Below are 12,524 nucleotides of genomic sequence, written 5' to 3'. Positions count from 1 at the left end.
CCCTATTAATCCGGAGCTGCCAGAACCCATCAAGATTCAGGCACTCACAAACCGGAACGGTTCGCGGACTCTCCTTATTTAATCCAAGTTAACAATTACCGGTCAGGGATTCGGTTCGCTAACGCACACAGGCCACGATGTTGAACAAACTTGGCATGGCAGCTGTCTATGGCGGACTCCCAGGAGTAGTATCGGAGTGGTAACAGCGGATAGCCGCGATACAAGGAAGCGATAATGACAACCAATAAAGGACTCTCATGGGCGGAAAACCGTGCCCAACTCCGCTTGCACGCTGAAAACGTTATTCGTGGCGGCGCCGACAAGGTGACTAACATCGAGGGTGGCGCCCTGGGCGTTGACGCATTGGCGCTTTTATACCGCCGGGCCAGTGACCCCGACTTTGCTGCCGATGCACTAAAGCTGCTGCACGAGCTGCAAACCCACCAGGTTGAGCTTGATCTGCTGCTTGAACAACTTCAGACCAGTGAAGCCGAGCTTACTGAAGAACTGGCCCATTATCAGGCGCTGTATAGATTCGCGCCCGTGGCGTGCCTGGTGGTATCCCGCGAAGGGCGCGTGATTGAAAGCAACGCTGCCGCGGTGGCTCTGCTGGGGTGTACGCCGGAGCACTCGGAGGAACAGACGCTGACCCAATACCTGGCGCCGCCGGGCCGTGGCGATGTGGCCAATCTGTTAGATAGGCTTGAGACGCCCGGGGCCATAGCAACTTGCAAGGCCTGGCTTGCCGGCAACGATAGCTTTGAGCTGTCGATCAACGCGAGCCTCATTTCGAGCGGAGAACTGATTATGATAGTGATGTCCCACTACCCGGCTCCGCACTCGCATCCTGTCCGCGCCTGATGCGCATTGTCGGAATCGGAGCCTCTGCCGGTGGTCTGGCGGCACTCGAAGAGTTTCTGCGCCATACGCCAACGGATACCGGCCTGGCCTTTATCGTGGTTCAACATCTGGACCCGACCCAGAAGGCCCTGCTGCCGGAGTTGTTGCAGCGGGTGACTGCAATGCCCGTACAAGAAGCCCAGCACGGCAATGAAATTCTACCCAATTGTGTCTATGTCATCCCCTCCAACGCGGAACTGACCGTTGAGAATGATCGGCTGAAGCTGGATCAGCCCCGCGAACCCAGGGGCATGCGCCTGCCCATAGACGTGTTGTTTTCATCTTTGGCCAGCGCTCGCAATGAGGGAGCCATTGCCGTGGTGCTTTCAGGAATGGGCTCGGATGGCACTCTCGGGCTGCAAGCCATTCGCGCCGTGGGCGGCCTGACCGTTGTTCAGGAGCCCAGCTCGGCCGAGTTCGATGCTATGCCTCGAAACGCCATTGCCACCGGTTGTGCGGATATTGTTGCTCCGGCCAGCGAGTTGCCCAACCGCATACTGGCCTACGACAAATCTGTTACCGAGCCTGACCAGGATGAATCACCGGCAAAACAGATGGAGCCGATCAAAGCCATCATCGCCATATTGCAGCGACACACCAAGCACGACTTTTCCCTGTACAAACCCAGCACTCTCCTGCGCCGAATCGAGCGTCGCATGGCGATCCATGGCGTTGCGACTCTGCCAGACTATGCTCGATACCTTGAGAACAACGACCAGGAAGTGCAGTTGCTTTTCAGGGAAATGCTAATTGGTGTGACCGCTTTTTTCCGAGATGCCAATGTCTGGGATTACCTGTGCGATTACGCACTTGAACCACTGATCGGGCAACTTGAACCCGGCGAGAAGCTGAGGGCGTGGGTGGTGGGCTGTTCAACCGGTGAGGAGGCCTATTCTCTGGCCATGACATTCACCGAGACTCTGGAACGACTCCACCCTGAAAAGCCGACTAACTTTCAGATTTTTGCCTCGGACCTGAGTTTGGAAGCCATCACCGTGGCCCGGGCGGGTCGGTATCCCTCGATGATTGAGGACCAGGTATCCAAACAGCGCCTGGCCCGATTCTTCACAAAAGACAACCATCATTACCAGATAAACCAGACCATTCGAGACAAGGTCTTGTTCGCCCAACACGATGTCATTCTGGACCCGCCGTTCACGAAGCTCGACCTGCTGGCCTGCCGTAACCTGCTGATCTATTTTGACCCTATGCTGCAGCGTCGTTTGCTGCCGTTATTCCATTACAGCCTGCGTAACCATGGCTTACTGATGTTGGGCAGTTCAGAAACCGTGGGCAGGCTGAACCACCTGTTCAAGCCACTTGAGCGAGGGCTAAGGCTCTATGAAAGATTGCCCCACGACTCCATTAGCGGGTCCAGTTTTCTGCTGAAATCCTTTCCACCCCTTTCCAATCTGTCCAAGGAGCAACCCGTGTCCGCGCCTATCTATCCCAATGGGGAGAGCGACAATCTTCAGAACGCCGCAGATCACCTTCTGTTGCAGCGGTATTCACCGGCTGCCGTGGTGCTTAACCAGGATGCGGATATCGTGTATATCAGCGGGCGAACGGGAAATTACCTGGAACCGGCCGCCGGAAAAACCAACTGGAATATCCATGCCATGGCACGGGAAGGTTTGCGCACGCCGCTGTACACGGCATTGAAACAGGCCGCCACTCAGCGAGACCCGGTTGAGCTGAACGACCTGGCCATAGAAACTGATGCCGGTGTGCAACACGTGGACGTAACCGTGCAGTCACTCAACGAACCAAAGGCCCTACAAGGTATGACTATGGTGGTGTTCCGGAACCACCCTGTCACTAAGCGGCGTAAACGCTCGAAGCGCGACGGCGCGACGGCCACCGATCAGTCCGATGAGATCTTGCGTTATCAGGCGGCCATTGAACAGTTAAGCGAAGAGGCTCGGCTTTCCAGAGAAGAGCTCCAGGCCTCCAATGAAGAGCTGCAATCCACCAACGAAGAGCTTCAGTCTGCGAATGAGGAACTGACATCCTCCAAAGAAGAAATGCAGTCAATGAACGAAGAGCTGCAAACCATCAACACTGAACTGCAAACCAAACTGGACGATCTGGCACTGGCCCAGAGCGACATGCAGAACGTGCTGAACAGCACCGAAATTGCCATTCTGTTTATGGACCAGAATCTGAACGTCCGCCGCTACACCGCCCGCGCCGCCAACATCATCAGCCTGCGAGAGAGCGATGTGGGGCGACCGCTCAGCGAACTGACTACAAAACTGGAGTATCCCGAGCTGGAGGATGATGCTCGACAAACGCTCGATACCTTGATGGTCTGCGAAAAGCAGATAAAAACAAACGAAGACCGTTGGTTCTCCATCCGCATTATGCCCTATCGTCGGCTGGACAATGTGATCGACGGCGTGGTTATGACCATGGTCGATATAACAGAGGCGAAAGCGCTGGAATCGAGCTTGCGAGAAGACGCTGCGCTGTCGCCTCAATCGAAGTAGATTTCTCTGCCCCAATCAACCGCTTTTCGAGATTGACGCCACCTGATTCATGTTCGCATTCTCAGAGCGCACTTTGGCATTGCTCGACAGGCCTTGCCCTTTTTTATGGGTGCCCTGAAAGTCAACTGGCCGATTACCCGCAAGCACCCTCACAACTGCATGAGCACTATCTGCCAGGGCCTGGGCGTTGTAGCCACCCTCAAGCAAAAGCACCAGGCGGCCGTCGCATAGCTCATCTGCCAAGTCAATCATACGTTGAGTAAGCATCGCAAACCCCGATTCATTCATGGTGCAGGTCATGTCGAGGTAATGGCAATCAAAGCCTGAGGACACAAGCAGAATATCAGGCTGAAATTTCCTCGCCGCAGGTTCTACCACCTCATCGAACACCCGTAACAGTGCCGCATTGTCGATACCCAGAGGCATCGGAACGTTGATTTGAGAGCCAATTCCCGCCCCTTCCCCCCTTTCACTCTCCAAACCGCTGCCCGGATAGAAGGGCGCCGCACAGTGGCTATCAATTACCAGCACGGAAGGATCGGAATAGAAGATTTCCTGCGTGCCGTTACCGTGGTGCATATCCCAGTCCCAGATCATCACTCTCTGATAGCCAAGGCTTTCACGCGCGTGGGCAGCGGTTACGGCGAGGTTGTTATATAGACAAAAGCCCGAGGCATGGTCGGAATGGGCATGATGGCCTGGCGGCCGCAGCACACAGAATGCCCGACGGGCCTCGCCCGCCGTGATGGCCTCGACTGCACTGATTCCCGCGCCAGCAGCGAGGCAAGCCGCCTCCACACTGCCTGGCGATACCGCTGTGGTGTCTTTGGACAGCCAGCAGGAGTCACCCCTCAACGACTCGATATGACTGACATAGGTCTTGTCATGAACACGCTCAAGTTGAGACGTGGTGACCGCCGTCGGCAGCATCCAGCGCACCCCTTCAATGGGTTCCAGCATCAGCCGGTCAACGATCGCCGTCAGCCGTTCCGGGCGCTCCGGATGACTGTAGGTTTCGAGGTTGCTGCCGGGATATTGCAGGTTAATCATTGCCTTAACCGCCTCTGTCCAGGCGGGGTGGCTGGGATCCCAACCGTGTGGATTGTGGCCGAGCATCCGCGTGTCATAGTAGACCAATACTGTTGCTGCCATTGCTTTCATAGCTCTAGAGCCTCCCTCATGGACGCTTTCCGTTACGAACCGGAATTTTCGCAAACGCTTTGTTTGTGGGAGCCTATTCGATATGAGCTAAATCTTCGGTACGCCAATGCACATAGCAGTTGAATCATTCCAACCTTTCGTTGCAGGAATTCTCAACAGTCTTACCTGCCGCCAAACCGCTCGCCTTGGTGGTTTAGCGAACAGACCACTTGCTACTGCGAAGGTAGATTGGAACCTCATCCTGAATTCGGCGTAAGGCCGCCGTTCAGAACGCCCTCGGCAATGACGCTGGTGCGGAACTTGCCCCGATGAGGCTCAAGGAAATTCCGATGAAACAAGGTCAATCAATGTTTGTTTATGGAGGGGCAATACTGGCAATAGCGTTGAGCTCAGTGGGTGTTCTTGCCCAATGGTCCTCCGAAAAGGAAGTTGCCCCGGTGCCGGATAGGAACGCCGCCCCGAGTCATCAGAACCTGGAAGACCGGAGGCCCAGCCCTCCTACAAACTTCAGAGTGGAGTAATCAACCTGATCGACATAGCCATGCCTGCAGAGCTGAACAATCAGCTCTTCTAAACATTCGCTTACCAAATAACCACCGACATTTCCCGCCGTTGCCCTTAATCTCTTGTCATGAACCGTCTTTCGATACTGAGCGACCGCTTCTCGCGGCGCAGTCATCTCCTGACAGTCGCCGTCTGTGCGCTCCTGTCACTGCCCTTGCTTGCCTCAGAACAACAGGATGGCTACCGGCTGCTTGAGCTTGAAGGCTATCTGGTTAAATGGGGCGAGCAGCAATTAGGCACGGGTGCAAAGATCAGCTACGCCTTCGCGGATGAAACCCTCGAGTTTGATAACGCCCGCAATTGTGGCGTTCTGGCGCCTATGAGGGCGCTATCCAGCCAAAATCTGAGCTTTGAGATGTTGGTAAAGGAAACCGCCGCCGCGTTCCGGGTTTGGGAGCGTGCAGCTGACCTTTCGTTCCACCGGGTTGCCAATGCCCGAGACGCTGACATAATCCTTGGCGCCCAGGGCGAGCCGCATCGGCGAGCATTCGCCAACGTCACCTTCGCACCCAGGGAGAAAGACGGTGTGCGCGCCATCGACCAGTCGCTGGTCTGCCTGAACCCGGAACAGAAATGGAAAATCGGCTTTGATGGCGACATGGAGACCTACGATATTCGCTATACGCTGATTCATGAAATCGGCCACGCCATCGGCCTGGACCACCCCGGTCCCTCCGGACAGGTCATGGGTTTTCGCTACACCGAGAACTTCCCCGAGCTGCAGCCAGGCGATCTGCGCGGCATTCGACATCTCTATGGAATTCGGGCCAGCGACCGTCAACTAGTCACCGGCACCGACCCCGATCTTACCGAATCAGCACTGTAACCTTGTTCAGAAGTTATAACCCAGACCCACTGTATAGGCCCAGATGCCGTCATCCTGGAACGCGTCCGTGGCATCGTCGGTGTCGCTGAACAGGAACTGGTACTCGGCGCGCGCCAGGAAATAGGTCTTGGTCTGCACGTAGTATTTTAACCCGGCTTCAAGGCCGGCAAAGGCGCTATCCTTGACACCATCACCATAAATGCCGCCGAGACTCGCGCCGACAAAGGGGCGGGCCCGATCATCAAGGAACTGATAGTCGAGGTAGCCCCGAGTTGAACCGTTCCAGAAATCATCAGTGACGCCCTCGCCTTCAATATCGGCATAATTGACACTCTGGCGGACACCGGCCACTACGTTGTCCTGCAGATACCAGCCCAGATCACCGGTCACACCGAAGCTTCCGCTGTTAAAATCCCGGTCGTTGCTGCCTGTTCCGGACAGGGAGAATTCACGGTCGCCCTCGCGCGGGCCAAATTCATTGGATTGCGCGGATACCGCCAGGGGCATGGCACCTAGAAGGCAGAAAGTAATCGCCGCAGTCTTGATTCTGATCATGACAAGCTCCTTGCTCACATTGTTCAGATGGCATTTCCATAATGCGTCAATAGATGTCTGACGCGGGTCGTGGTACAGCGAATCATCGTGAGTAATGTTACGTCGGTTCATTGCTGGCCCACCTCCCCAGAATCAGGGTTGGACCATTGTGCTGTCTGTTCGAGAGCACACACAGCGTGTGAAAGAGGTTCATGGCCCCCACCATCGGGTCATCATCGGTTTCACAGTCAACCCGTGGACGACGATAGAAAGCACGACGACTACCAGCGTAATGTGGATAAGCTCGACAGCCATTTCTTCCGGCAGGCCGAAAACAACGGCGAACATCAGATAGTAGAGAGAACCGATTCCCCGCACCCCGAACCAGCCCACCAGCATCTGCAGTCGCCAAGATGCGCCAGAGCCAAGCAAACCCAGGAATACGCTGACCGGCCGAACCACCAGAAAAAGGAATAACCCCAGGCTTACAGCCCGGAGGCTCCAGGAGTCGGTAAATAACATGCCACCCAGCAAGACCACCAATACCAGCTCGGACAAACGCTCAAGGGGCTCCTTGAACCTCAACGAACCTTCCGATACCTCGCTGGGACCATGAGGTTTGATTTCGCGCGACTGATGGGAAGAGGCTGATGACGCACCCCGGCGCTGGTTAGATTTCTCATCCCGGGCCAGGCTTATTTCGGATTGCCGCAGGGAAATGGCGGTCACAAAAACACCCAGAAACCCCCAGGCATCGATCAGCAGGCATACGCCATAGGTCAGGCCAATTAGTCCAAGACCAAGAAAATCGTCCAGTAACGGGACCGTCCTTTCGAGGGATCGCTGCCATCGCACAAGCTGGGCCACCAACCGACCCGTCACGAGCCCGACCACAATGGCCGCCGCCGTTGACCACAAGACGTCCTTAAGAACCCATCCTTCGAGCAGTTCGTCACTAACCGGGGAACCGAGTAACAACAGCCCCAACATTACGAAAGGAAAGGCGCTGCCATCATTCATTCCCGCTTCACTCGTCAGAGTAAACCGCAAGGGATCCGTATCCCCCATGTGGCGGACCTGGACATGGGTTGCCAGTACAGGGTCGGTGGGCGCCAGTATGCCGCCTAACAAAATCGCCGCCCCCAAAGGAAGTCCAAGGAGGTAGTAACCAAAGGCTGCCGTCAGCACGACACTGATGGTCATGGAGATAAATGCCAGACGCAAAGGTACGCGCCATGCACTCCAACTGAACGGCACTGGCATCTTCGTACCGGCAATAAACAACGACAATAACACCGCAAGCTCCGCAAACACTTCCAACAAATGCGCCTGTTTCAGCGGGTTAAAATGAAATACACCGATAACCGAGGGGCCGAGAAGCACGCCCACACTGAGATAGACCATGGACGGTGTCAGATTCAGGCGCTGAAGCACCGGCGGGCGCGTCCCCATAAGAATCAGCAGAGTTCCGATCGCGACAAACCAGACGGCGTTGGTCAAATGACTACCTCAAGCTCATAAGGGTTCAAAAGGTTATTCCTACGACCAATTTGCCAGAGAAGCAGACCGGCCTCTGTACGCTATCCCACTTGAACACATCTGTGTTTGTTAACGCACAGACCGTGACCCGGTTTCAACGCACGATGAAACAACGGTGGCACAGGCTCTGTCTAAAAATGGGCCGCCGTTAAATGAACTCATTGTCTGGCCAGAGGGCCAAAGGAGCTGATATGAACAAGGACACCATCGAAGGCAACTGGAAAGAACTGAAGGGCAAAATGAAGGAGCAGTGGGGCAAGCTGACCGATGACCGCCTCGACGAGATTGCTGGCCGACGCGAACAGCTAGCCGGCGAGATTCAGCAAGCTTATGGCGTCACCAGAGACGAAGCGGACAAGCAAATCAAAGACTTCGAACAACTCTCCAAACGCTGATAGACCCGGACCCTAGGTTAACTTAGCTGCCTGCAGGCTTTTTTCGCAGGCAGCATTTCAATGAACAAACATACGTATCGGCATTTTTCTTCCCCTCTGTGTGCCAGCGTACAGACCCGACAACGCGGATACCTCAATCTAACCCCGATGTGGCAATGGATTAGCCTGAACAGGACGTTGCATCATTCGTCGCAGGGAACGCGGCGCAACTAACATTACGGGTTCTAGAAAAGGTCATCACTTATGAACAATATCGTTTATATCGTTGGTGCAGTCGTTATCGTTCTGGCAATTCTCTCCTTCCTGGGTTTTCGCTGAGCCGAGGCGGATTGAGAGGGGCACAAGTCAACGGTTAAAACCGGGACTCGCTTGGCCCCTGATAACAGGTCCGCACGGAGCATCTCAAAGGTGCACTGTGCGCTATCAGGGAGAGGGATCATGTTCTACGCAGGCTTTATGCTTTATGCGGGGATCGTGGTAACTGCTCTAATTGTAGGCTTTTTAACACTCAGGGCAGTTACCTCCAGAAACTGTTTCATGAAGGCGGCGCTGTATCATTATTTCCTGAATTCCAACGAAGCCAAAGGCGAAACTCACGCAAAAGATGTTTCATTGCCTTCGACAGCATATGATTTGGCAATCAGAAAGTTTCAGAAGATGAACGCCAGTCTTGACGACTACAATTTCTGCTTTGAAATTCTCAACCATCAGATGCGGATTTTTGGGAGTAGAAGGGCGATGCTTCAAGCTGCGCGACGCCGTCATTTCCCGAAGTAGTGTAGCAATCTGAAAGGTCCCATCCCTTCGACCACGGACTATTGCCAGCGCTGATGCTGTCAGCGTCGTAGTTGAGCCCTCAAATGGATATACGGATGTCGGTGGCGAGTTGACGGCCATCGTCACGGCGCCCTCATTTGACGGTTTACCACCCAGCTTAACCGTCGGTAATTTGGTTGTGCTTGTAGAGCTTCAGTCAGGTGTTTTTCTCTCGGGACCCTTCAACATTTTCGCGGATTTCACCAGCCTCAGCGTGAAGAAAGTAATCACACTGAGAACTAAAGCAATTTCTAGTCTGCCCGTGGCTACCGATATACCAATTGCGCCGGTTAGCCACAGACTCGCCGCGGTTGCCGTACCGGAAACGTAGCTTTCACCCTTTACAACATTCTTGAGAATGGCACCGCCGCCAATGAATCCGATGCCCGTGATGATGCCCTCCATAACCCGTGCTTCTGCACCCGAAGAGTCCAGAACCTGAAGTCCCACCAACATGTAGGCACAGGCGGCAACCGCAACCAGGGGAAAGGTACGCAGCCCCGCGGAGCGTTCATGCCTTTCGCGATCCCAGCCAATTGGCAGCGCCAGAATGTAGGCATAGAGCAGGTCCCGTATGTGGAAGACAACGATGTTCCAGTCCAAATCAGGTATCAGCTCCATGTATTTCTACTCCCGATGACTTATTTAACAACTGAGTCGGCTTCCTGAATCAGCTGGTGACGGTCTCTGGCAAGCATTCCGCTTGCGTTCGCCAATCCAAGCACCATGTTCAGCGGCGGGCCAGGCTTTCGACGGTTCCTGGTCGCCATACTGTCACCTCCATTCGTGGCAAAACGGCGTGTGTTTGATTCAGGTTCTCCCGGCGATGATCGCTTCGTCGGTGCGCTACCACACGAATGACAAGCGTTGGTTAGCGAACAGACACGGCCCCATCGGTTTCATGAGAATCAGTTGATGATCAGCTCTCACCTTTCGGAGAAGCAACATGACAAATGAAAAGAAAGCCGCACGCTCGTCCCGCGCAAAAGATCAGGTTAACGATGGTGTGCTAAGAACCAACGACATCGTCGCGAAGTTGGCGGGCGCAAGCGACGACTTCGCCGCCACAATACCCCATAACAGCACCAAGAATCTTGAGCACGGTCATGACAACGCCTTGGCGCCACCGATCGGAGAGTCCTCAAAACCGGGCTTTGACAAGGTAACGGCCAGTACCATCACGGAACAGCCAGGCACCGCTAAGACCGGTGGCCCAGCTCAGATTGGAATCAACGCCAACATCGCACCTCTCGATCAGTTTAAGGTTGACCCCAGTGGCCAGCGTCTGACGACCAATCAGGGCGTTCCGGTTGGCGACAACCAGAACACTCTTAAGGCGGGATTGCGCGGCCCATCGTTGCTGGAAGATTTCATTCTGCGGGAGAAGATCACCCATTTTGACCATGAGCGCATTCCCGAGCGGGTCGTTCATGCCCGGGGTTCCGCAGCGCACGGGTATTTCGAAGCCTACGACGCGCTGGACAAGTACACCTGTGCCGCACCCTTTTCCGAGAAAGGCAAGACAACGCCGGTCTTCGTGCGCTTCTCGACCGTTGCCGGTGAACGCGGTTCGAAAGACACCGCGCGGGACGCCCGCGGCTTTGCGGTGAAATTCTATACCGATGAAGGCAACTGGGATCTGGTGGGCAACAACATACCGGTGTTCTTCATCCAGGATGCGATGAAGTTTCCCGATCTGGTCCATGCGGTAAAACCGGAGCCCCATCATGGCATGCCACAGGCCGCTTCGGCCCATGACACCTTCTGGGATTTCGTGTCACTGATGCCCGAATCCACCCACATGCTGATGTGGGTCATGTCGGACCGGGGCATTCCCCGCAGCTACCGGATGATGCAGGGCTTTGGTGTTCACACGTTTCGCCTCGTCAATAACCTGGGCCAATCGGTATTCTGCAAATTCCACTGGAAACCACTGCAGGGAACCCACTCACTGGTCTGGGATGAAGCCGTAAAAATATCAGGTGCGGACCCGGACTATCATCGGCGGGACCTGTGGGAAGCCATCGAATCCGGCGAGTTTCCGGAGTGGGAACTGGGATTGCAGATCTTCACCGAGGATCAGGCCGACAGCTTCAGCTTCGATGTACTCGATTCCACCAAACTAATCCCGGAGGAACTGATCCCGCTTACGCCGGTCGGGCGAATGGTGCTCAACCGTAACCCGGACAATTTCTTCGCAGAAACAGAGCAGGTAGCCTTCTGCACGGCCCACGTGATCCCGGGTATCAATTTTTCCAACGACCCGCTACTCGCCGGTCGTATTCACTCCTATTCGGATACCCAGATTACGCGGCTCGGCGGTCCCAATTTCCACGAGATACCCATCAATGCCCCAGTGGCAGCCGTGCAGAACAACCAGCGTGATGGTTTACACCGACAGGCCGTGCACCGTGGCCGTGTTGCTTATGAGCCCAATTCGCTGGCCGGTGGATGCCCGTTTCAGGCCGGAACCGAAGGGTTTGTGTCTTTCCCCGATTCCAACGCCCAGGACAAGGTTCGCGGCAAGCCGGAAAAATTCGCCGAACACTACGCTCAGGCTACGCTTTTCTATAACAGCCAGACAGCGGTTGAGCAGGCCCATATTGTCGACGGATTCCGATTCGAGCTCAGTAAGGTGGCTGTGCCCGCCATCCGTGAACGCATGCTGTCCTCACTCGTGAACGTGTCGGGGGATCTGGCCGAAAGGGTCGCCGCCGGTCTGGGTATGCAAGTCCCCGAAGCCATGCCAAAAGCGATGGATAATCCTCAGGCTCCGGAGATCACTGAATCCCGGGCGCTTTCGCTAACCGCGCTGCCGGGGCTCTGCGGCGTCCGAACCCGGCAGATTGCCGTGCTGGTTGAAGAGGGCGTGATCCATGCCTCACTGGCGAGTCTTCACAGTGCCCTGGTCCATGCTGGCGCCGTGGTGCACTTTATTGGCCCGAGGGTTGGCAATTTCGCCACCGATTCAGGGGCCATGGTGGAAGCAGACAAATCCATGGAGAACGCCCCCGGCTTCCTGTTTGATGCACTGATACTGCCCGACGGCAATCCAGCGGTCCAGGCATTGGTGGATAACCCCGAAACCATGGAGTTCGTGAAAGACCACTTTCTGCATTGCAAAACAATACTTGCGCTTGGCGACGGCCACAGACTGTTGGAAATGGCGGGCATCGAGGCTGATGCCGAAAAGGACCCGGGTATTCTTCTGGCTCAGAGCGCTGACGCCAATGCCATCGCCCCCAGGTTCATCGATGCGGTTGCCGCCCATCGCCATTCATCTCGCGAAGCTGGTTAATC

General features: G+C 55.3%; 10 protein-coding genes. 6 read left to right on the top strand and 4 right to left on the bottom strand.

All coding sequences use genetic code 11. The features are described 5' to 3' along the window. Window positions 1-234 precede the first annotated feature (234 nt). Together BM344_RS01580 and BM344_RS01575 are read left to right on the top strand one after the other, a co-directional pair. A complete protein-coding gene (locus tag BM344_RS01580) occupies window positions 235-861 on the top strand; it encodes a PAS domain-containing protein (RefSeq protein ID WP_091985230.1) in 627 nt (208 codons plus the stop codon). After that, a complete protein-coding gene (locus BM344_RS01575; RefSeq protein WP_091985228.1) occupies window positions 861-3,389 on the top strand; it encodes a chemotaxis protein CheB in 2,529 nt (842 codons plus the stop codon). The genes BM344_RS01580 and BM344_RS01575 overlap by 1 nt, the downstream gene beginning before the upstream one ends. 15 nt (window positions 3,390-3,404) lie before the next feature. Here the strand turns inward: BM344_RS01575 and BM344_RS01570 are convergent, their stop codons facing one another. Continuing rightward, window positions 3,405-4,550: a histone deacetylase family protein gene (locus tag BM344_RS01570; RefSeq protein WP_091985227.1), complete on the bottom strand. Its 1,146-nt coding sequence runs from the start codon at window positions 4,548-4,550 to the stop codon at window positions 3,405-3,407. Between the two features lie 631 nt (window positions 4,551-5,181). Here BM344_RS01570 and BM344_RS01565 point away from each other — a divergent pair. Next, window positions 5,182-5,940, top strand: a complete 759-nt coding sequence (locus BM344_RS01565) for a matrixin family metalloprotease (RefSeq protein WP_091985225.1) — start codon at window positions 5,182-5,184, stop codon at window positions 5,938-5,940. Between the two features lie 6 nt (window positions 5,941-5,946). On the opposite strand, the gene BM344_RS01560 is transcribed toward BM344_RS01565, so the two are convergent. Then, complete coding sequence (locus BM344_RS01560) at window positions 5,947-6,606, bottom strand: porin family protein (protein WP_208603364.1); 660 nt, start codon at window positions 6,604-6,606, stop codon at window positions 5,947-5,949. Between the two features lie 78 nt (window positions 6,607-6,684). Then, window positions 6,685-7,974, bottom strand: a complete 1,290-nt coding sequence (locus tag BM344_RS01555) for a cation:proton antiporter (protein ID WP_091985222.1) — start codon at window positions 7,972-7,974, stop codon at window positions 6,685-6,687. A gap of 230 nt (window positions 7,975-8,204) precedes the next feature. Between BM344_RS01555 and BM344_RS01550 the strand changes: the two genes are divergently transcribed. Next, window positions 8,205-8,408 carry a CsbD family protein gene (locus tag BM344_RS01550; RefSeq protein ID WP_091985220.1) on the top strand — a complete coding sequence of 68 codons (204 nt, stop codon included), beginning with the start codon at window positions 8,205-8,207 and terminating at the stop codon, window positions 8,406-8,408. Between the two features lie 438 nt (window positions 8,409-8,846). Next, window positions 8,847-9,185, top strand: coding sequence for a hypothetical protein (locus BM344_RS01545; RefSeq protein WP_091985218.1), 339 nt, complete (start codon window positions 8,847-8,849; stop codon window positions 9,183-9,185). Window positions 9,186-9,377: 192 nt separating this feature from the next. Here the strand turns inward: BM344_RS01545 and BM344_RS01540 are convergent, their stop codons facing one another. Beyond that, window positions 9,378-9,845 carry an MgtC/SapB family protein gene (locus tag BM344_RS01540; RefSeq protein ID WP_091985216.1) on the bottom strand — a complete coding sequence of 156 codons (468 nt, stop codon included), beginning with the start codon at window positions 9,843-9,845 and terminating at the stop codon, window positions 9,378-9,380. A 325-nt stretch (window positions 9,846-10,170) separates the two neighbouring features. Here BM344_RS01540 and BM344_RS01535 point away from each other — a divergent pair, with 325 nt between their 5' ends. Then, a complete protein-coding gene (locus tag BM344_RS01535) occupies window positions 10,171-12,522 on the top strand; it encodes a catalase (RefSeq protein ID WP_208603363.1) in 2,352 nt (783 codons plus the stop codon). Window positions 12,523-12,524: the final 2 nt, after the last annotated feature.

Source organism: Marinobacter gudaonensis (genome assembly GCF_900115175.1).
Classification (GTDB): domain Bacteria; phylum Pseudomonadota; class Gammaproteobacteria; order Pseudomonadales; family Oleiphilaceae; genus Marinobacter; species Marinobacter gudaonensis.
The sequence above is the reverse complement of the archived record's forward strand: the minus strand, read 5'-3'. Positions and strand labels throughout refer to the sequence as shown.

Excerpts from the sequence above, each read along its gene's own strand:
- BM344_RS01550 (WP_091985220.1), top strand. The coding sequence starts at position 8,205 with ATGAACAAGGACACCATCGAAGGCAACTGGAAAGAACTGAAGGGCAAA.
- BM344_RS01545 (WP_091985218.1), top strand. The coding sequence starts at position 8,847 with ATGTTCTACGCAGGCTTTATGCTTTATGCGGGGATCGTGGTAACTGCT.
- BM344_RS01535 (WP_208603363.1), top strand. The coding sequence starts at position 10,171 with ATGACAAATGAAAAGAAAGCCGCACGCTCGTCCCGCGCAAAAGATCAG.
- BM344_RS01560 (WP_208603364.1), bottom strand. The coding sequence starts at position 6,606 with ATGAACCGACGTAACATTACTCACGATGATTCGCTGTACCACGACCCG.
- BM344_RS01580 (WP_091985230.1), top strand. The coding sequence starts at position 235 with ATGACAACCAATAAAGGACTCTCATGGGCGGAAAACCGTGCCCAACTC.
- BM344_RS01570 (WP_091985227.1), bottom strand. The coding sequence starts at position 4,550 with ATGAAAGCAATGGCAGCAACAGTATTGGTCTACTATGACACGCGGATG.
- BM344_RS01540 (WP_091985216.1), bottom strand. The coding sequence starts at position 9,845 with ATGGAGCTGATACCTGATTTGGACTGGAACATCGTTGTCTTCCACATA.
- BM344_RS01575 (WP_091985228.1), top strand. The coding sequence starts at position 861 with ATGCGCATTGTCGGAATCGGAGCCTCTGCCGGTGGTCTGGCGGCACTC.
- BM344_RS01565 (WP_091985225.1), top strand. The coding sequence starts at position 5,182 with ATGAACCGTCTTTCGATACTGAGCGACCGCTTCTCGCGGCGCAGTCAT.